Source organism: Accumulibacter sp. (assembly GCF_029255145.1).
GTDB lineage: Bacteria > Pseudomonadota > Gammaproteobacteria > Burkholderiales > Rhodocyclaceae > Accumulibacter.
Window position 1 is genome coordinate 30,113 of sequence record NZ_JAPUVQ010000021.1, and the last position, 19,801, is coordinate 49,913.

Below are 19,801 nucleotides of genomic sequence, written 5' to 3' on the forward strand. Positions count from 1 at the left end.
TCGCACCAAGCGGGCCGGCGGCCGGGACAAGGGTCCGTTGCCGGTACCCGATGCCCTGGCGCCGGCGGCTCGCCACGCCTAGCGATGCCCGCCGAGCTTCTCCCGCCAGCCGGGATAGAGCGTGTCGGCGTCGCCGGGAAAGGACTCGAAGGCGCGCGCGAACTCCCGGTGCTCCCTGGCCCATTCGATCGGGTCGGCACCGGCCTTCCAGCACTCGTAGGCCTGGCGAAGCGAAATCGCACCGGCGGCCGGGCTGTCGACATGGCCGTAAGATCCTCCGCCAGAGGTGTTGATGACGTTGCCGTGGCCGAGATTGGCGAAGAAGCCGGGCAGGCGCAGGGCGTTCATGCCGCCGGAGATGATCGGCGTCGTCGGCTTCATGCCGTACCACTTCTGGAAATAGGCCGGACCCTGATACTCGTCGCGTTCGATCACGTAGGCGATCGCCCGGTCGTCGGCGGTGCCTTCCATCTTGCCGTAGCCCATGGTCCCGACGTGAATTCCCGAGGCACCCTGCAGGCGCGACATCTTGGCCAGCACGTAGGCGTCGTAACCGCGCTTCGAGCTCGGCGAGGTGACCGCGCCGTGGCCGGCGCGATGGTAGTGCAGATACTGACCGGGGTACTGGCGGCGGGCGGTGGTGACCATCCCCGGGCCGCCGACGTAGCCGTCGACCAGGAAAGCCACCTTGTCGGCGTCGGGCCCGAAGGTCTCCAGGATGTAGTCGGCACGTGCGCACATCTCGTAGTGATCATCGGCGGTGATGTTGGCCGAGAACAGCTTGGCCTGTCCGGTTTCGTCCTGAGCGCGCTTCATCGCATCGTAGACCAGAGGCATCACTTTCTTCATCGGCGCGAAGACCTGGTTGCCCTGCGGCTCGTCGTTCTTGATGAAGTCGCCACCGAGCCAGAACTGATAGGCCGCCTTGGCAAACGGTTCCGGCCGCAGACCGAGCTTGGGCTTGATGATCGTGCCGGCGATGTAGCCGCCATCCTTGAGCGGGCGGCCGAGGATCCGCCACATGTCCGAGATGTCCTTGGCCGGACCATCGAACAGCTGGATCGCTCGCTCGGGCATGAAAAAGTCATAGATCTTGGCGTGCTCGATGTCGCCCATTCCCTGATTGTTGCCGATCACCAGGGTCAGGAACGAAACGATCATCATCCGCCCGTCGGTCACGTTGCGGTCGAAGAGGTCGAGTGGATAGGCAATGCGCATTTCTTCGCTGGCCTCGTCGATCAAATACACCAGGGCATCGACGCCGCGGGTGAAGTCGTCGGTGGTGCACACCTCGACGTTGGTCCCGGTCGACGACTCGGCTGCGAAGTGCGCCGCCGCCTGGAGATAGTCGTAGCCGGCTTTCGGCTTCATCTTGTAAGCCACCAGAAAGTGCTTGCCACCCTGAATCAGATCTTCTTCCCTGAGGCTGAGGTCGGCGTAACGATTCGATTGGTCCATGGTCCTGTCTCCGTGTCGATGAGGGTGATGTGCGTGTTCGTTGGTTTTTCGTTCAGTCAGTTTGCTGGCGACAGGCGCCTGCTGCCTGCGGCCTTGGTGTGCCAGTCGCGCAGTTGTGCGAGATCGACGCAGCTTCCGTTGAGCGGCTGTCCGCCAAGGCTGCGTGCCGGCGCTGCGGGTTCGCCGAGATCGGTGACCACGCTCAGGGCGCCACCGAAGTCCTGGTCGGCGGTATAGGCGTTGATGGTAATCAGCGTCGGCACCCCGGCCGCGCTGGCGGCGAGAATTCCCGGTCGCGAATCCTCGATCGCCAGGCAAGCCGCGGGTGGCAGACGCATCCGGCGCAGCACCCAATGATAAATGTCTGGTGCAGGCTTCTTGTCTGCCACCACATCGCCGGCGCCGATGACTTCGAACAGCGATCGCGCCTGGTCGCCAAAGCTGGCGACGAGCAGGCTGTCCAGACTCGAACGCGTCGTCGTCGTGGCAATTGCCAGGCGAACGCCGGCGCCGTGCAATTCGCGAATCAGGCGCGCTACCCCGGGCCGCAGCGCGATCGTCCCGGTGCGCACCAGCTCCGAGTAGATATCGCTCTTCAACTGGTGCAGGGCGGCCAGCCAGGCGTCGCTGTCGGGCTGCTTCAGCAACTCGGGGGCGCGCAGCGCCGCGAAGTGACGAATTCGTTCCTTGCCGCCGGTGACCGCCAGCAGTTCGCCGTAGGTGCCCACCGACCACTCCCAGTCCATCCCGCTCCGGGCAAATGCCTGGTTGAAAGCCAAGCGGTGACCGTCGCGCTCGGTATCGGCGAGGGTCCCGTCAACGTCGAAAATGACGGCTTGCAGGGCTGGTGCGGCGGCTGCTGCCGCCGTCACGGTGCTTGCGGTTGGCTGGATGCTGGTCATTCTGTTCGCGCTGCAAATTCAAGTGTCACCAGTGTAGGTGGCACGATAGATAATTAAAAGTTAAACTTCTTGAGATTTATGGTTATTGTTTGTTATCGTATCGTTTCCCGTTAGGGCTTTTCTTGGGCCCGGCAACCGCGCTGCCGCCCACTTTCACTGCCCGACAAGGGGAGGTGGCAATGCCTGCTGTTTTGGCGGATAATTTGCCCATGCGATCGAACCCTCTGCTCCGAATCTACGAATCATCGTGCCCACTGCTTCTTCCCCCCTGACCAACGTCATCCGCGCCCTGGCCATGGACGCGGTTCAGCAAGCCAACTCCGGCCACCCCGGCATGCCGATGGGGATGGCCGAAATTGCCGAAGTGCTGTGGCGTCGTCACCTGCGCCACAATCCGGGCAATCCCGCCTGGCCCGACCGCGATCGTTTCGTTCTGTCGAACGGTCACGGGTCGATGCTGCTTTACGCGCTGTTGCACCTCACTGGTTACGACGTCTCGATCGACGATCTGAAGAATTTCCGCCAGTTTCGCTCGAAGACTCCCGGCCATCCCGAAGTCGGTCATACCGCAGGCGTCGAAACCACCACCGGTCCACTCGGGCAGGGTCTTGCCAACGCCGTCGGCATGGCGATCGCCGAGCAGCTGCTGGCGGCCGAGTTCAACCGCCCAGGCCACGAGATTGTCAACCATTCGACCTACGTCTTCCTCGGCGATGGCTGTTTGATGGAAGGCGTGTCGCACGAAGCGTGCTCGCTGGCGGGTACTCTCGGACTGGGCAAGTTGATCGCCCTCTATGACGACAACGGCATTTCGATCGACGGCCATGTTGAAGGCTGGTTTACCGACGATAGCGCGCAACGTTTTGCGGCCTACGGCTGGCAGGTGATCGCTGCCGTCGACGGGCACGACAGTCACGCCATCGACGTGGCCCTGCTCGCCGCGCGCGCCGAAAGCGAACGTCCGACGCTGATCTGCTGCAAGACACGAATCGGTGAGGGTTCGCCGAACAAGGTCGGGACGCACGAGGTCCACGGCGCGCCGCTTGGTGCGGCCGAGGTCGCCGCGGCGCGCGTTCATCTAGACTGGCCGCACGCCCCCTTCGAAATTCCCGACGCGATTTATGCGAAATGGGATGGGCGCATGCGCGGCAGTGTCTTCGAGAACAACTGGAAAGCGCGCTTCACGACCTACCAGGCCACGTTTCCCGACCTGGCAAACGAGTTTTCGCGCCGCATGCGCGGCGAGCTGCCGACGGACTGGGCCGCGTACGTCGCCCGGACGCTGGCCGAGATCGCCGCCAAGGGCGAGAATATCGCCACTCGCAAGGCTTCGCAGAATGCAATCGGCGCTCTTGCGCCGCGCCTGCCCGAACTGATCGGCGGCTCGGCCGACCTGGCAGGTTCGAACCTGACGCTGTGGCAAGGCTCCAGGGGTGTCGCCAAAGGCCAGGGCGGGAACTACCTCTATTACGGCGTGCGCGAGTTTGCGATGACGGCAATCGCCAACGGCCTTGCGCTGCACGGCGGCCTGATTCCGTATACCGCCACCTTCCTGGTTTTTTCCGACTACGCGCGCAACGCCATCCGCATGGCCGCGTTGATGAAGCTGCGCCAGATCATGGTCTACACGCACGACTCGATCGGCCTTGGCGAAGACGGTCCGACACATCAGCCGGTCGAACATCTCGCCTGCCTGCGCCTGATTCCGAACGTCGACGTCTGGCGCCCGGCGGACGCTGGCGAAACGGGTGTGGCCTGGGTCGCGGCCATCGAACGCGACGACGGACCGACGATTCTGGCGCTTTCGCGGCAGAACCTGCCGAGCGTCAGCGCGGCGGTGGCGCCGGCACGCATTCGCCGCGGCGCCTATGTTCTGGTTGACTGCGCGGCGCCACAGGTGATCCTGATCGCCACCGGCTCGGAACTCGGCTTGGCACTTGACGCCTGCCAGGCCCTGGCCGACGACGGCATCGCCGTGCGCGTCGTGTCGATGCCTTGCGCCGAAGTCTTCGACCGCCAGGACGATGTCTATCGTGCAACAGTTTTGCCACGCGGCGTACCACGCGTGGCCGTCGAAGCCGGCGTCACCGGCTTCTGGCGAAAATACGTCGGCCTCGAAGGCGCCGTAGTCGGTATCGATCGCTTTGGCGAGTCTGCACCCGCAGGCCAGCTGTTCGACTGTTTCGGTTTCACGGTGACCAACGTGGTCGCGACCGTGAAATCAGTTTTGTAATTTCTCAAGGAGACCGTTTCATGACCATCAAAGTAGGGATCAATGGCTTTGGCCGCATCGGGCGGATGGTATTTCGTGCAGCAGTGCAGAACTTCCCGGAAATCGAGATCGTCGGTGTAAACGATCTGCTCGAACCCGATTACCTGGCCTACATGCTCAAGTACGACTCGGTGCATGGCCGCTTCAAGGGCACCATCGCAGTCGAAGGCGACGCGCTGATCGTCAATGGCAAGAAAGTCCGGTTGACCGCAGTCAAGGACCCGGCCGAGCTGAAGTGGAACGAAGTCGGCGCCGATATCGTCGTCGACGCGACCGGCCTGTTCCTGACCACCGAATCGTGCCAGAAGCACATCGCCGCCGGCGCCAAGAAAGTCATCCAGAGCGCACCGAGCAAGGACGATACGCCGATGTTCGTGTTCGGCGTCAATGACAGCACCTATGCTGGCCAGACGATCATCTCGAACGCTTCGTGCACCACCAACTGCCTGGCTCCGGTGGCCAAGGTGCTGCATGACAATTGGGGTATCAAGCGTGGTCTGATGACCACCGTGCACGCCGCCACAGCCACCCAGAAAACCGTCGACGGCCCGTCGAACAAGGACTGGCGCGGCGGTCGTGGCATCCTCGAGAACATCATCCCGTCGTCGACGGGTGCTGCCAAGGCCGTCGGCAAGGTCATTCCCGAGCTCAACAAGAAGCTGACCGGCATGGCCTTCCGCGTGCCGACCTCGGACGTCTCGGTGGTTGACCTGACGGTCGAGTTGAACAAGGAAACCACCTACGAAGCGATCTGTGCAGCGATGAAAACGGCCTCGGAAGGTCCGATGAAGGGCATTCTCGGTTACACCGCGGAGAAAGTGGTGGCTACCGATTTCCGTGGCGAGAGCTGCACTTCGGTGTTTGATGCCGAGGCCGGCATGGCGCTTGACGGGACCTTCGTCAAGGTCGTGTCGTGGTATGACAACGAGTGGGGTTACTCCTGCAAGGTGCTGGAGATGATCAAGGTCATGGCCCGCTAGACAGCCAACGAGGGGTGCTTCCGGGTACCCCTCGTCCGCTTCATTCACGCTTGGCAAAGTTCCCGCTGGTTTGCCGAAAGTGGCGTCGTCACGGTCGCCGCTCGTTCCGGAGTGCGCGTCGGAAGCGGGTTGCTCGATCGCCGCAGGAAGGCTTGGTTGTAGTCCCTCGGTGGGCACCCGACGATGGCACCACCGCTGTCGCCGTCGTTCGCTTTCACGACCATCGACGTTCGTTGAACGCGGTGATGATCGGAGGTGTCCCAAACAACTGCCGACCAGCCGGTTGATTCACCTCGGCCGCAGTCAGCGCCGGGATGGCTTATCTCCGACCATATTCCAGCCCAATAAAAAGATAGGAACCCCGATGCCTCGCGATACCAAGATCGTCGCCACCCTTGGTCCGGCGTCTTCCGACGCCGATGTGCTCGAACGCATGATCCGCGCCGGCGTGGATGTCGTGCGCCTGAACTTCTCGCACGGCAAGCCGCAGGACCACATCGACAGGGCGCAACTGGTGCGTGAGGCCGCCGCCCGCGTGGGCCGCCCGGTAGGCATCCTGGCCGACCTGCAGGGGCCAAAGATCCGCATCGGGAAATTCGCCGAGCGCAAGGTCTGGCTGGAACAAGACCAGCCGTTCATCCTCGACGCCCGCTGCGACCTGGGGAACGCCGAGCGCGTTGGTCTTGACTACAAGGACTTGACCCGTGACGTCTCGTCCGGCAGCGTTCTCCTGCTTGATGACGGGAGGATCGTGCTTGACGTCCAGCGGGTGCTTGGTTCGGAGATCTTCACGGTCGTTCGCCACGGTGGCGAGCTTTCCGACAACAAGGGCATCAATCGCCAGGGCGGCGGCCTTTCGGCGCCGGCGCTGACCGCCAAGGACATGGACGACATCCGTACGGCGGCGAGCATCGAAGTCGACTTCGTTGCCATTTCCTTCCCCAAGAGCGCGGCCGACATGTACATGGCCAAGCAACTGATGCACGCCGCCGGCGGACACGCACTGACCATTGCCAAGATCGAGCGGGTCGAAGCCGTGGCGGCGATGGACGAAATCATCGCCGCTTCGGACGGGATCATGGTCGCCCGCGGCGACCTCGCGGTCGAGGTCGGCGACGCCGCCGTGCCGGCGCTGCAGAAGCGCATGATTCGCCTGGCCCGCGAGAAAAACAAGCTGGCGATCACCGCAACCCAGATGATGGAGTCGATGATCCTGTCGCCGGCCCCGACGCGCGCCGAAGTCTCCGACGTCGCCAACGCGGTGCTCGACGGTACAGACGCGGTGATGCTTTCCGCCGAAACGGCTTCGGGCAAGTTTCCCGTCGAAACCGTCGAGGCGATGGCCCGGATCTGCCTCGAAGCCGAGAAGTCCGCGGAAGTGACTCTCGAGCGCGAATTCCTCAACCAGGTGTTCACGCGCATCGATCAAACCATCTCTCTGGCGGCTATCTGGACCGCGCACCACCTCAAGGTCAAGGCCATCGCGGCGCTGACCGAGTCGGGCTCGACGGCGCTGTGGATGAGCCGCCTGAACTGCGGCGTACCGGTCTACGCGCTGACCCCGCGACCCGACGCACTGACCAAGATGAGCCTCTACCGGGCGGTATTCCCCTTGTTCATGGACCAGCAGCCGAGCAGCCGCGATCAACTGCTGAGCGACGCCGAACAGTTGCTGATGGAGCAGGGCATCGTCGAAAAGGGCGACTTCATCGTCCTGACCGCCGGGGAACCGATGGGCACCAGTGGTGGCACCAATACCTTGAAGATCGTTCGCGTCGGCGAGCAGCAACGCAGGGCGAGCTGACGGCGAAACCGCACCCGCCCGCTGGCGGGCCCGAGGGCGACCCGGATCCCGGTTCTTCTCGGCGACACTGCGCGATCGCTTTCCCGTACCGTCCAGGTCGCCGGGCAGACAACGATCTGCCCTATAATCCCCACGCTCGACTACCTCTTGATCCTCTATTTGCCGGACCGGATGAACACGTGACCGATGTGCTCTTTGAATCGACGATCAATAGCCTGCCACTGCTCGGCCGTGGCAAGGTACGCGACATCTACGCCGTCGACACCGACAAACTGCTGATCGTCACCAGCGATCGACTGTCGGCTTTCGACGTCATCCTGCCGGACCCGATTCCCGGCAAGGGCCAGGTGCTCACCCGACTGGCGTGCTTCTGGTTCGAGAAACTTGCCGGTATCGTCGCCAATCAACTGACCGGTATCGATCCCGAAACAGTCGTGAGTGCCAGCGAGCGCGCGCAGGTGCGCGGCCGCGCGCTGGTCGTCAAGCGCTTGCAGCCGCTCCCGGTCGAGGCGGTCGTGCGGGGCTATCTGATCGGCTCGGGATGGCTGGATTACCAGGCCACCGGCAGCGTTTGCGGCATCCCCCTGCCGGCCGGCCTGCAGCTTGCCAGCCGTTTGCCGCAGCCGTTGTTCACCCCGGCGACCAAAGCGGCAATTGGCGATCACGACGAAAACATCTCCTTCGAGCGCGCGCAAGCCGATTGCGCGGCAGCGCTCGCCGACCTGCTTGCCGGAGCCGGCAGCAGTGGCGCCGAGATCGCCGGGCAGGCGCGCGCTGCGGCCATCGCGCTGTACACGACTGCCGCCGAATACGCGGCTTCGCGCGGGATCATCATTGCCGACACAAAATTCGAGTTTGGCCTGGACGCCGCCGGGACCCTGCACCTGATTGACGAAGTGCTGACCCCGGACTCGTCGCGCTTCTGGCCGGCTGATGGCTACCGCGCAGGCAGCAACCCGCCGTCTTATGACAAGCAGTACGTGCGCGACTATCTGGAAACGCTGGACTGGAACAAGCAGGCGCCGGGGCCACGGCTGCCGCCGGCAGTGATTGCCGGCACCCGCGCCAAGTACGCCGAGGCCTGCGAGCGACTGACCGGCGAACAGCCGGCCGAATGAGCGAGGTCAGGGCGCGGCACGGGAAACGCTGTCGGCGCCCTTCAGCAAGGAGAACGCATGGGTCCAGAAGCAACACCACCTGAGCGCAGCCGAATAATGGCGCCACCGAAGGTTCGCAGCGTCCCGCTCGGCCAGCCGCTGTTCTGGCTGTCGGCCGGCTGGCGCGACCTGCGCACCAGCCCGATTGCCAGCCTCGCCTACGGCCTGCTATTCGCGGCGGTCGGCGATGTGATCACCATCTTCGCCTGGTATCGTGGGCATCTGTTCATTGCGGCGACTTCCGGTTTTCTGCTGATCGCGCCACTGCTGGCCGGCGGCCTTTACGAGATCAGCCGGCGGCGCGAGAAGGGTCTGTCGACGACCTTTTTCGGGTCGCTCGCCGCCGGCCGGCGCAACATGGGCGAACTGGCCAAGCTGGGCCTCTTGCTGGCGGTCATCGGCCTGACCTGGGAGCGCGTTTCGACGCTGCTCTTCGCACTGCTGGCACCGCACATTCCTGCCGACCTGCTGATCTTGCTGGCCGAGGCGCCGAAGTACCCCGAGCACCGCGATCTGCTGTTCATCTGGTTGATCAGCGGCGGTGTCCTGGCGACGCTCAATTTTGCGATCACCGTCGTCTCGGTACCGCTCTTGCTCGATCGCCAGATCGACTTTGTCACTGCCATGCGTACCAGCCTGCGTGCCGTCGATGCCAACCTGCGGGTGATGATCATCTGGGCAGCGATCGTGGCGACGCTGACCGTGCTCTCCTTTGTCACGCTGTTTTTCGGATTGATCGTCTTCATGCCCTTGATCGGCCACGCCTCGTGGCACGCCTACCGTGACCTTGTAGAATAGGAGAGGCCGTCGAGCCGCCGATCCTGTGCGCTCGGCAACGGCTCTTCGCGAACCAGGGAACCCTTGATGACAGCCTCGCCCACGCAGCAGAACGCGCTTCTCGACTTTTCCGGCCTGCCTCGCTTCGACCTGATCGCGCCGTCCGACGTGCAGCCAGCAATCAGCAAGCTGCTCGACGGCTGTCGCGCGCTGGTCGAGCACCTGACCTCGGATCGCGTCGCCGCGACCTGGGACGATTTCGCCTCGGCGCTGACCGATGGACTCGAGCCGCTGTCGCGTGCCTGGGGAATCGTCGGTCATTTGCACGCGGTCAATGACGTCCCCGGGTGGCGCGACGCCTACAACCGCATGCTGCCCGAGGTCTCCCGTTTCTACGCCGAAGTCGGGCAGAACCTGCAACTGTTCGCCAAGTACAAGGCGATCGCCGCGAGCAGCGAATTCGCCGGCCTTTCGGCGGCGCGGAGGCGGATCGTCGAGCACGAAATTCGCGACTTCCGACTCGCCGGCGCGGAGTTGCCCGAAGACCAGAAGCCGCGCTTTCAGGCCATTTCCGAGGAACTTTCGCAACTCTCGGCGAAGTTTTCGGAGAACCTGCTCGACGCCACCAACGCCTTTTCCGAGACGGTGACAGACCAATCCGAACTGGCAGGATTGCCCGAAGACGCCAGGCAAGCCGCCCGCGAGGCGGCAAAGAAGGACGGCCAGGCGGGCTGGAAGTTTACCCTGCACATGCCGTCGTACCTGCCGGTGATGCAGTACGCCGACAGCCGCCGCCTGCGCGCGGCAATGTACCGCGCCTACGCGACGCGCGCCGCCGAGTTCGGTGCAGCCGAACTCGACAATACGCCACTGATCCGCCAGATCCTGCTGCTGCGTCGTGAAGAAGCGCAGATGCTGGGTTACGCCAACTTCGCCGAAGTCTCGCTGGTCCCGAAAATGGCCGAATCGATCCCGCAGGTCCTCGGCTTCCTGCGCGATCTGGCGGTCAAGGCGCGGCCTTTTGCCGAACGGGACATCGCCGACCTGCGTGCGCTTGCGCGCCACGAACTGAATATCGAGACGATGGAGGCCTGGGACGTCGGCTACGTTTCCGAAAAGCTGCTGCAGAGCCGCTACGCCTTTTCCGAGCAGGAAGTGAAGCAGTATTTCACCGAGGACAAGGTTCTGGCCGGGCTGTTCACGGTCATCGAAACGCTGTTCGGCGTTTGCCTCAAGCCAGACCGGGCTCCGGTCTGGCATCCGGACGTTCGTTTCTTCCGCATCGAGACGCCGGCGGGGGAACTGCTCGGCCAGTTCTACCTCGACCTCTACGCCCGCGAAACGAAGCGGGGCGGCGCCTGGATGGACGAAGCCATCGCTCGCCGCCGCCTGCCCGCGGGATCGGCGAGCACGGCCGGCGACGGCATCCAGAAGCCGGTTGCCTACCTCAACTGCAATTTTTCGCGACCGGTCGGCGAAAAGGACGGGCAAGCGCGCCCGGCGACCTTCACCCACGACGAAGTGATCACCCTGTTCCACGAGACCGGCCATGGCCTGCACCACCTGCTGACGCGCGGCGAGGAACTGCCGCTCTCCGGCATTCACGGTGTCGAATGGGATGCCGTCGAGTTGCCGTCGCAGTTCATGGAGAACTACTGCTGGGAGTGGAGCGTGGTCCAGGGAATGAGCGCTCATGTGGATACCGGCGAGCCCTTGCCGCGCGCCCTGTTTGACAAGATGCTGGCGGCCAAGAACTTTCTCAGCGGCATGCAGACGCTCCGGCAGATCGAGTTCTCGCTGTTCGATCTGCTGCTGCACAGCGATTTCGACCCGGCTGGCGAGCGCGGCGTGCTGCAACTGCTCGGCGACGTGCGCAGGGAGGTGGCGGTGATCGTGCCGCCCGAATGGCATCGTTTCCCGAACAGCTTCGCGCACATCTTCGCCGGCGGTTACGGCGCGGGCTACTACAGCTACAAGTGGGCCGAGGTCCTCTCGGCCGATTGCTACGGCGCTTTCGAAGAGGCCGGCAACCCTTTCGACGAGCGGACCGGAAAGCGCTTTCTGGACACCATCCTGTCGGTTGGCGGCAGCCGTTCGGCACTTGACAACTTCCGTGCCTTCCGCGGTCGCGAACCACAGGTCGACGCGCTGCTCAGGCACAGTGGAATGATCACCGCATGAAAGGAGCCGAGCCATGCGTCCCTCCGTCGCCCAGCACTTCGCCCGCATCGCCCCGATCACGGCCGCACTGCTGCTTGCCACCGCCGTCAGTGCGCAAACCACTTACCGCTGGGAAGACCCGAAGACGGGCAGCACGGTGATTTCCGACCTGCCGCCGCCGCCCGGGACGCGGCGGGTGGTGATCAGCGAAAGCAGCGGCGCCGCCGATCCACAACGGCTCCCGTACGCCATCCGCGTCGCCAGCGAGAAGTTCCCGGTGGTCCTGTACACCAGCGTCGGTTGCGGTGCGTGCCAGCAGGCGCGCGCGCTGCTCAACGGCCGCGGTGTTCCGTTCTCGGAAAAAGTGCTGGTCAGCCAGGAAGAACTGACCGCGCTCGGCCGGCAACTGGGCGGTACCGCCGCGCTGCCGAGTGTCAGCGTCGGCCGGCAGAGCGCTACCGGCTTTGTCGCCGCCAGATGGAACGAACTGCTCGATTTCGCCGGTTACCCGGCCACCGCCCCCTACGGCTTCACGCCCTACGGATCGGCCGCCGAATAGGCCCGGGCGGGTGACCGGGCCGGGCGCGCTCGGCTCACAGCCAACCGGTTCGCCGGAAGCGCCAGAACAGCAGCCCGCAGGCGCCGACGATGGTCGTCAGGGCGATCGGGTAGCCATAGCCCCACTGCAACTCCGGCATGTTCTTGAAGTTCATTCCCCAGATCCCCGCAAAGGCCGTGGCGACGGCAAAGATGCCCGCCCACGCGGCGAGGCGCTTGGCGACGTCGTTCTGTTCGATGGCCACCGACGAAAGGCTGACCTGAATGGCCGTACCGACGGTGTCGCGTAGCGTGTCGAGCTGCGCGTTGATGCGCGTCAGGTGATCATAGACGTCGCGGAAGTACTCGCGGCTGTTAGCGCACACCGGCGGCACGCGGCCGCTGGTCAGCTTGCCGACCGCTTCCATCAGCGGCGCGACGGCGTGCTTGACGAGCGTCAGGCGACGTTTGAGCTGGTACAGCCGGCCAATGTTCGAGCGTGCGGCTCCCTTGTCGAAAATGCGTTCCTCGACGTCTTCAAGCTGCGACTCGATGGCGTCGACAATCGGGAAATAGTGGTCGACGACGTCATCGATCAAGGCGTAGAGGACGAAGCCCGAACCCTGCTGGAGGACTTCGGGCTCGCGCTCGCAGCGCTCGCGCACTGCCAGCAAGGCCTGGTTGCTGCGGTTTCGGACCGAAAGGATGAAGTTGTGGCCGACGAAAATATCCACTTCGCCGACGACAATCTCGCTCTCTTCCAGAGCCAGCAGCTGGATCACCGCGAACAGGCCGTCGCCGTACTCCTCGATCTTCGGCCGCTGGTGCCCGTGATGGGCGTCTTCGATGGCCAGCGGGTGCAGGTCGAATTCCTGCCGCATTTTCTCCAGTTCGTCCGGCGTCGCGTCACGCAGCGCGACCCAGACGAAGCAGGCGGGATCGATCCGATAATCGCTGATTTGCGAGATATCGAGGTCAGCGAGCTTCCTGCCCGCGCGGTAGGCAACGCAGTTGATCAGCATGGGTGACGCTCCAGCGAAGGAATCGCTGCATTTTCCCTGTTTTCTTCCGCGCCGACGGTGACGATTGTTCGGAGTTCGGGGTTGCGCTCGCCGACGGCACGGCGCTGCCGATTTGGCCGCGGCACATTGGCGAATTCCCGCTGCCGGCGCTATAGTCTGAACCTCGACCACTGGCCATCGAGGTTCTGGTGATCAACCGCGTTTCCAGTCCGCAGGCTGCAGTTTCCTCGCCGCTCGTCGCACGCGACCGAGCTGCCGGTCGGCCTGTCGCAGCGGGACAGGATGACCACGGCGCACCACCCGCGCCGCCCGACAGCGGCCTTTCGGTCGAGGACCTGCGCCAGATCGCCGCCTTGCAGGCCACCGACCGTCAGGTGCGCATTCACGAGCTGGCGCACATGGCGGCCGGCGCTGGTCTGGCCGGGGGCGCCACTTTCATCTATCAGGTCGGCCCCGACCACCAGCGCTACGCAGTCGGCGGCGAAGTGAGTATCGATACTTCGCCTGGCAACGATCCCGCTGCGACTCTGGCCAAGGCGCAACAGATTCGCGCTGCCGCACTGGCGCCGGCCGATCCATCGCCGCAGGATCAGAAAGTCGCCGCGCAGGCGGCGCAGATGGCCAGCGTGGCCCGCCTTGAACTGGCCGCGCAGGACAACGCCGAGCGTCGCGGCGAAACCGGCCAGGCCAGCAATCCGCGGCGACGGGCAGCGGCAGCTGCCTACCAGTCAGTGGCCGACGGCCCCGGCCAAACCGGGTTCAGCGCGGTCGCCTGACCGGCAGCACAGGCAGTGCGGCTGCGCTGGCACAAGGACGAGCCGCTGAACTCGGGGTCGGAATCAGCGGGAACCCGATGCTGGATGGTTTTTTGTGGGGATGCATGTCTCGCACAGCAGCCGGCAAGCAGACGTTGGCGGCGCTGATCCGCCGTCAGGCGCGCGACCATGAGGTTGACGAGCGGCTGGCGTTGGCAATCGTCCTGGCTGAAGCGAACCTCGACGCCCGCGCCGTCTCGCCGAGCAGCGCCCAGGGCGTCACCAGGCCATTCGATCCCGAGCAGAACGTTATGGGCGAGCTGGCTTATCCGAGCCGGCTGCAGAAGCGCCTTCCCGACGACCAAACCGACCCCGGTCGCGGCGGGTCCGACCGGCCGCAGCCGAGACGCCACCGGACGCTGTCACCAGTGAACGCACGCCCTTCCTGGCGGTGCTCGATACGACGGCAGTGCCGCCCGAGCCGCGACCGGTTGAGAGTGCGCTGATCGGGAATTCTTGCCGCAAGATCGACGATCGACGGCCGCTGCCCGCGCCGCAATGTCCTCCGACATGCATCCGGATGTCGCGTTTCAGTGGTTCGCTGGCAGGCAGGCTCCGCGTCGAAGCATCACCGCGCCGTGATCATTCGATGAGGACTCGGGGAGGGGGGCTTCCTATCATCGTTGGGGCGAGCTCGGCGTTTCGGGCTCGATTTCCCAGCTGACCCCTTTTTCGAGGAGAATACTGATGCACCAACGCGCCTCCCACCCTTTTTCCATTCCTTTCCGGCTTGGCGGTGTTGCCGCCGCGCTGGCTTTCTGCAGCGCCGCAGGCGCCGCGCAGGTCAAGGTCATGGTGACTATTGAAAACCTCGCTCCGACCAATAGCGTCAGCTTTGCGCCGCTGCACGTCGGTTTCAGCAGCGGCAGCTTCGACGCCTTCAACATCGGCCAGACTGCCGGCGCTGCCATCATCTCCGTTGCCGAACTCGGCGGCGGTGCCGAATGGCAGGCGGCGTTTGCGGCAGCCGAGCCGAACTCGATGCGCGGGGTGATCGGCGGAGCCTTGCTGCCCGGGCAGAGCAACAGCGCGACCTTCCTGGTCGACACCATGACCAATCCCTTCTTCACCTTTGCTTCGATGGCGCTGCCGAGCAACGATTCGTTCATCGGCAACGATTCGCCGATGCAGTACCAGTTGTTCGACGCCGCTGGCAAGCTGCTGATCGCTTCGATCAACCAAAAGGCGAGTGACATCTGGGATGCCGGATCCGAAATCTTCGATCCGAACGCCGCCGCCTTCGTCGCCGGTAGCGACGCCACGGCGCGCACACCCGAGAACTCGGTGGTCGCCTTCAACTTTGACGACCTCAAGAAGTTCGACGGCGTAACCACCGCCGCCGGCTACGTGTTCGAGAGCGGACTCGGCGCCGATTCCGACGTCTATCGCATCAGTTTCCAGGTGGTGCCCGAGCCCGAGACGTTCGCGCTGATGCTTCCCGGCTTGCTGGCGGTCGGCTGGGTCGGCCGCCGGCGCCGCAAGCAGGGTCCCGAGTCGGCTCTGTCGCCAGTGTGATTCCGACGGCCGCCGGCTCCCTTCGCGTCGTCGTCCGGCGTCTGGTGCCGGTCGTCCGATGAACGAGCAACTGCTGCTCGTCGAGGACGACGACGCGATCGCCGGCGCCCTGCGTCTGCATCTGGAGGAGGCGGGCTATCGTCTGCACCGCGAATCGGACGGGCTGCGGGCGATGGCGGCGATCGACCGCCAGCGCTGGGACATGGTGCTGCTCGACCTGATGCTGCCGGGAGCCGACGGCTGGGACGTCTGCCGCCACCTGCGGGCGCGGCACGCCGACGTGCCGGTGATCATGCTCAGCGCGCGCTCGGCCGAGGCGCACCGCGTCCTGGGTCTGGAACTCGGCGCCGACGACTACCTGGCCAAGCCTTTCTCGATGCTCGAACTGGTTGCCCGCGTGCGTGCCCTGCTGCGGCGAATCGAGCAGTTGCGCTCGTCGCCGGTGGCCGCGTTGGAATTGCGCTTCGGCCCTTTCCGTCTCGACACCGTGCGCCGCGAACTGCTGCGCGATGACGTCGCGGTGCCGCTGACCCTGCGCGAGTTCGACCTGCTGCACTTCCTGGTCCGCCACCCGGCGCGCGCCTTCAGCCGCGGCGAGCTGCTGCAGAAGGTGTGGGGTGCCGCTTTCGACGGCTACGAGCACACCGTCAACTCGCACATCAACCGACTGCGGACCAAGATCGAAGAAGACCCCCGCGACCCGCGCCGCATCGTCACCGTCTGGGGCGTGGGCTACCGCTTCGAGGGACATGCGCCATGAGCCGCCGCCGCTCGTTTTCCAGCCGCCTGACGATGGCCATGGCGACGCTGCTGCTCGCCTACGGTGCGCTGGTCGGCGTGCTCGGCTGGCACGTCGCCGCCGAGGACGAGCAGGAGTCGCTGCAGCGCCTGTCGCATGGACTCGCCAGGCACATCGTCGAGCATTGGCCCGAGATAACGGTCAGCGAGCGCGATCGCGACCAGGCCGACCGCGCCGCGCGCGACGCGCTGCTGTCGATGTTGATGGTGGTCAACCCGGGAATCCAGGTTTACGTGCTCGATGCCGACGGTCGCGTGCAGGCTTACATCGGCGATCCAGGAATGGTCCGTCAGGAACAGGTCGACCTGCAAGCGGTCCGCGATTTCCTCGGCGGCGGGCGCTTGCCCTTGCGCGGCACCGACCCGATGGGCTCGGGGATTCCACGCCTCTTCAGCGCGGCGATGTTTCCGCCGCGCAGCGGTGATACCCGACCGCCGGGTTACCTCTACGTGGTGCTCGAGGGGCCGGCCCGCGAAGCGGTCGCCGGGCAGTTGAGCCAGCGCCGCATCTGGCTGGGCACCGCGCTGGTTGCCGCGCTGGGCCTGCTGGTAACCCTGGCGGTCGGTTTCTTTGCCTTGCGTCGGCTGACGCTGCCGCTGCATCGCCTGGCGGGGCGCATGCGCGACTACCGCCTGCGTACGCTGCAGGCGGCTGACACCGGCAGCGGCTCGTCACCGAGCGGCGGCGACGAGGTGCAGGCGATCGGCGTCGCTTTCGACGAGATGACGCAGCGCATCGAGGCGCAGGCAACTCGCGAGCAGCAGCAGGCGAGCGCCCACCGGGAGATGATGGCCGGCGTCGCGCACGATCTTCGGACGCCGCTGACCGCGCTGCACGGGCATCTCGAAGCGCTGGCCGGCAAGACGACGCTGGCCCAGCCCGGACAACGCGAGCGCGTGCTGGCCGCGGCGCTGGCGCAGAGCGACAAGGTTCGTCGCCTGTCGCAGCAACTCTTCGAACTGGCGGCGCTCCAGTCCACCGACCAGTTGCTGCACCGCGAACGATTCCGCCTCGACGAACTGGTGACCGACGCCGTGCAGAAATTCGAGCTCGCCGAGGGCCCGCCGCCGGTGACCCTGCACGGCGATCCGCCCGGACGCCTGGAATTCGACGGCGACCTGCAATTGATCGAGCGCGCGCTGACCAACCTGATCGATAACGCCATGCGCCATGCCCCTGGTGCGGCGCCGGTGCGGGTCAGCGTCACCCGGGAAGGCGGACAGGCGCGCATCACCGTCGAAGACGCCGGCGCCGGCTTGCCCGAAGAACTGCTCGACCGCCTCGAACACGGCCAGTCGCTGCGCGACCCGCCGGTCAGGCGCAGCAGCGGTGGCATCGGCGGCCTGGGCCTGGCGATCGCGCAACGCGTGGCGACGCTGCACGGCGGCAGCCTGCGGCCGTTGCCGTCGCCGGACGGCGGCACCCGCCTGTGCCTGGCCTTGCCGCTGGCGCAGTGAGCGTTGGCTGTCGTCGGACCGGCGGCAGCGAATACAATGAGCACTCCCCCTTTCTGGAGTCGCTCATGCCGACCACTACCCTCAAGATTGCCGGAATGAATTCCGACGACTGCCTGCGCACCGTGATGAACGCGATCCAGGACCTGCCGTGCATCGGCCACGTCGAGGTTTCTCTGGAAACCGGCGAGGCGACCGTTGAGCACACGGCGATGGTCAGCGAGGGCGACATCCGGCAGATCATCGAAGAAGCAGGCTATCCGACGGCGTAGGGGACGTGGTTCACCAGCCTTTGGCGCTGGCGTCAAATTCGCCGAAGCTGATTCGCCCGTCAAGATGGTTGTCCATGCGTTCGCAGAGATTGGGGGCGGTGCTGCGCGGCTTGCGTGCCTTGCGCAGCCGGTGGCCCGGGCAGACCACGAAGCCCGGCCAGGCGATGTCGCACGGCGTCGCTTGTACCTGCGCCGCGTGCTCGTGAATGGTCAGCCGCAACTGTGCCAGGCGCTCGACCATGGCGCGTTTCCAGGCCCACAATTGGCGCTTGCGGTCGCTGAACAGCGCAAAGTCGTCGACGTAGCGCAGGTAGGCCCGGCAACGCGGTTCGCGGGTGCCCTTGCCGACGCGATTGGCGTAGCTGTCGGCGATGAACAGGCGCTCGAAACGCGGCTCGATAATGCTTCACAACGCGTGATGGACGACCCGATCGCGGAACGGCGCGGCGCTGATCTCGCGTCGCTTCGGTTCGTCGATGCAGAAGTTGACGTAGGGTCCAGGCCGGTAGCTGCCGTCGGCGAGGTCGCGCCTGAGCGCCAGCAGTCGATCGGCAAGCTGAAAGCCGAAAGTCGCCGCGGCGCTCAACAACTTGTGCCCCTACCTGCGCCTGGCCCGTGACTGGCGCCGGCCTACGGCCGGCCCGTACCAGCGTGTCAGTGCCATCGTCGTCGAGATCGGCCGCCTGCTCCGCGGCTGGCTGAAGCCGAGCGCGCACCAGGGCGGATAGGTTTGTCCGTGTGCCACCGTGGTTCGGGGGCGGGGCGCGGCGGAGCTCGCGCCCGGGAGGCGCCCCTGTTCGATATATGCCCGGCGGCGCGCGCCCTGGTGGGCAATCCGTGCGGACGGGACCAGCCTGCGCCATCCACAGCGACCTCGCCTCGGACAGCCCTTCGTCGCTGCCGATCGGGTAGCTGCCGGCAGCGATGTCCGCCAATGGCGGCAGCAGGTAATCGCCGTGCGCGCCGCTGTGGCGTGTGAAGCCGCGTATCGTCACCGTTCCTTGCCGCTGAATGCTCGTCGCCGTCCGCTGTGCGAGAATGAACACCGAAGTTTGCGCCCAAGCGGAACGCTCAGGCGCATTCGCACGACCAACGATCTCCAGGGTGGAGGCCATCGACCCAATGCCTGCCGACTCGCCACGACCCGCCGCCGCGACCTACGACCCGGGTTACAAGCTGCTCTTTTCGCATGCCCAGGTCGTCGAAGACCTGCTGCGTGGTTTCGTCGCCGAGGACTGGGTCGCCGAGCTTGACTTCAGCACGCTCGAGAAGGTCGCCGCCAGCTACGTCAGCGACGACCTGCGCGAGCGCGAGGATGACGTCGTCTGGCGCCTGCGCCACCGTGGCGAGTGGCTCTACGTCTATCTGCTGCTCGAGTTCCAGAGCAGTGTCGACCCCTGGATGGCCTTGCGCATCATGGTCTATACCGGATTGCCGTATCAGGATCTGATCAAGACCGGCGAGATTGGCGGCAAGCAGAGGTTGCCGGCGGTTTTCCCGCTCGTTCTCTACAACGGGCGACGCCGCTGGACCGCGGCACGCGAGGTCAGCGAACTGATCGAGCCGCTGCCCGCCAGCCTGAAGCCTTATCACCCGGAGCAGCGCTATTTCCTGCTGGAGGAGGCGGCACTCAGCGAAACCGACCTGCCCGACACGGACAATACCGTCGCCGCTATCATTCGTCTCGAAGGCAGCCGCGCGCCGGCGGACGTGCGACGAGCGGTTTCGCTGTTGCAGAAGCGTTTGCAGGGGCCACAATTTCAGATTTCCTGATCCCGGCCGGGAATGTAGGTAGAATTCCGGAATTGCGAGTAGCACTTTATTTCGAAGGCCATAATTTTCGTATGGCATAGACCAAGCGTCGCTAGGAGTGCAAG

The 19,801-nt window shown here is 65.1% G+C and carries 19 protein-coding genes; 15 read left to right on the forward strand and 4 right to left on the reverse strand.

Going from position 1 to position 19,801, the window contains the following annotated elements:
- Positions 1 to 78: 78 nt before the first annotated feature.
- Both Q1L50_RS01730 and Q1L50_RS01735 read right to left on the reverse strand, forming a co-directional pair.
- Positions 79 to 1,458, reverse strand: a complete 1,380-nt coding sequence (locus tag Q1L50_RS01730) for a ribulose-bisphosphate carboxylase (RefSeq protein ID WP_300335438.1) — start codon at positions 1,456 to 1,458, stop codon at positions 79 to 81.
- 56 nt (positions 1,459 to 1,514) lie between these two features.
- Complete coding sequence (locus tag Q1L50_RS01735; protein ID WP_300335440.1) at positions 1,515 to 2,360, reverse strand: HAD-IA family hydrolase; 846 nt, start codon at positions 2,358 to 2,360, stop codon at positions 1,515 to 1,517.
- A gap of 247 nt (positions 2,361 to 2,607) precedes the next feature.
- Here Q1L50_RS01735 and tkt point away from each other — a divergent pair, with 247 nt between their 5' ends.
- The 7 genes from tkt to Q1L50_RS01770 all read left to right on the forward strand — a co-directional run bounded on the left by tkt (position 2,608) and on the right by Q1L50_RS01770 (position 12,069).
- Positions 2,608 to 4,593, forward strand: coding sequence for a transketolase (gene tkt, locus Q1L50_RS01740; RefSeq protein WP_300335442.1), 1,986 nt, complete (start codon positions 2,608 to 2,610; stop codon positions 4,591 to 4,593).
- Between the two features lie 20 nt (positions 4,594 to 4,613).
- Positions 4,614 to 5,612, forward strand: a complete 999-nt coding sequence (gene gap / locus Q1L50_RS01745; protein WP_300335444.1) for a type I glyceraldehyde-3-phosphate dehydrogenase — start codon at positions 4,614 to 4,616, stop codon at positions 5,610 to 5,612.
- A gap of 364 nt (positions 5,613 to 5,976) precedes the next feature.
- A complete protein-coding gene (pyk, locus tag Q1L50_RS01750) occupies positions 5,977 to 7,416 on the forward strand; it encodes a pyruvate kinase (RefSeq protein ID WP_300335446.1) in 1,440 nt (479 codons plus the stop codon).
- Between the two features lie 179 nt (positions 7,417 to 7,595).
- Positions 7,596 to 8,534: a phosphoribosylaminoimidazolesuccinocarboxamide synthase gene (locus Q1L50_RS01755; protein ID WP_300335448.1), complete on the forward strand. Its 939-nt coding sequence runs from the start codon at positions 7,596 to 7,598 to the stop codon at positions 8,532 to 8,534.
- Positions 8,535 to 8,630: 96 nt separating this feature from the next.
- Positions 8,631 to 9,371, forward strand: coding sequence for a DUF2189 domain-containing protein (locus Q1L50_RS01760; protein WP_300335449.1), 741 nt, complete (start codon positions 8,631 to 8,633; stop codon positions 9,369 to 9,371).
- A 66-nt stretch (positions 9,372 to 9,437) separates the two neighbouring features.
- The gene (locus tag Q1L50_RS01765) at positions 9,438 to 11,531 is read left to right on the forward strand and encodes a M3 family metallopeptidase (RefSeq protein ID WP_300335451.1); all 2,094 of its coding nucleotides are present in this window, start codon (positions 9,438 to 9,440) and stop codon (positions 11,529 to 11,531) included.
- Between the two features lie 13 nt (positions 11,532 to 11,544).
- Positions 11,545 to 12,069, forward strand: coding sequence for a glutaredoxin family protein (locus Q1L50_RS01770; protein WP_300335453.1), 525 nt, complete (start codon positions 11,545 to 11,547; stop codon positions 12,067 to 12,069).
- Positions 12,070 to 12,103: 34 nt separating this feature from the next.
- Here Q1L50_RS01770 and corA read toward each other — a convergent pair whose 3' ends face one another.
- A complete protein-coding gene (corA, locus tag Q1L50_RS01775) occupies positions 12,104 to 13,069 on the reverse strand; it encodes a magnesium/cobalt transporter CorA (RefSeq protein ID WP_300335455.1) in 966 nt (321 codons plus the stop codon).
- Positions 13,070 to 13,257: 188 nt separating this feature from the next.
- On the opposite strand from corA, the gene Q1L50_RS01780 reads away from it, so the two are divergent.
- The 6 genes from Q1L50_RS01780 (at position 13,258) to Q1L50_RS01805 (ending at position 17,924) form a co-directional block, all read left to right on the forward strand.
- A complete protein-coding gene (locus Q1L50_RS01780) occupies positions 13,258 to 13,845 on the forward strand; it encodes a putative metalloprotease CJM1_0395 family protein (protein WP_300335457.1) in 588 nt (195 codons plus the stop codon).
- Positions 13,846 to 13,922: 77 nt separating this feature from the next.
- Positions 13,923 to 14,330 carry a hypothetical protein gene (locus tag Q1L50_RS01785; RefSeq protein ID WP_300335458.1) on the forward strand — a complete coding sequence of 136 codons (408 nt, stop codon included), beginning with the start codon at positions 13,923 to 13,925 and terminating at the stop codon, positions 14,328 to 14,330.
- Positions 14,331 to 14,571: 241 nt separating this feature from the next.
- Positions 14,572 to 15,399: a spondin domain-containing protein gene (locus Q1L50_RS01790; protein WP_300335460.1), complete on the forward strand. Its 828-nt coding sequence runs from the start codon at positions 14,572 to 14,574 to the stop codon at positions 15,397 to 15,399.
- Between the two features lie 58 nt (positions 15,400 to 15,457).
- Entirely contained in the window at positions 15,458 to 16,159 is a 702-nt protein-coding gene (locus tag Q1L50_RS01795; protein WP_300335462.1) for a response regulator transcription factor, read from the forward strand.
- Positions 16,156 to 17,655: a HAMP domain-containing sensor histidine kinase gene (locus tag Q1L50_RS01800; RefSeq protein ID WP_300335463.1), complete on the forward strand. Its 1,500-nt coding sequence runs from the start codon at positions 16,156 to 16,158 to the stop codon at positions 17,653 to 17,655. The genes Q1L50_RS01795 and Q1L50_RS01800 overlap by 4 nt, the downstream gene beginning before the upstream one ends.
- A gap of 65 nt (positions 17,656 to 17,720) precedes the next feature.
- On the forward strand, positions 17,721 to 17,924 hold the full coding sequence (locus tag Q1L50_RS01805) for a heavy metal-associated domain-containing protein (RefSeq protein ID WP_300335464.1): 204 nt from the start codon (positions 17,721 to 17,723) through the stop codon (positions 17,922 to 17,924).
- Between the two features lie 10 nt (positions 17,925 to 17,934).
- On the opposite strand, the gene Q1L50_RS01810 is transcribed toward Q1L50_RS01805, so the two are convergent.
- The gene (locus tag Q1L50_RS01810; RefSeq protein ID WP_300335466.1) at positions 17,935 to 18,165 is read right to left on the reverse strand and encodes a hypothetical protein; all 231 of its coding nucleotides are present in this window, start codon (positions 18,163 to 18,165) and stop codon (positions 17,935 to 17,937) included.
- A 21-nt stretch (positions 18,166 to 18,186) separates the two neighbouring features.
- On the opposite strand from Q1L50_RS01810, the gene Q1L50_RS01815 reads away from it, so the two are divergent.
- A complete protein-coding gene (locus Q1L50_RS01815; protein WP_300335468.1) occupies positions 18,187 to 18,543 on the forward strand; it encodes a hypothetical protein in 357 nt (118 codons plus the stop codon).
- A gap of 503 nt (positions 18,544 to 19,046) precedes the next feature.
- A complete protein-coding gene (locus tag Q1L50_RS01820; RefSeq protein WP_300335469.1) occupies positions 19,047 to 19,697 on the forward strand; it encodes an Rpn family recombination-promoting nuclease/putative transposase in 651 nt (216 codons plus the stop codon).
- Positions 19,698 to 19,801: the final 104 nt, after the last annotated feature.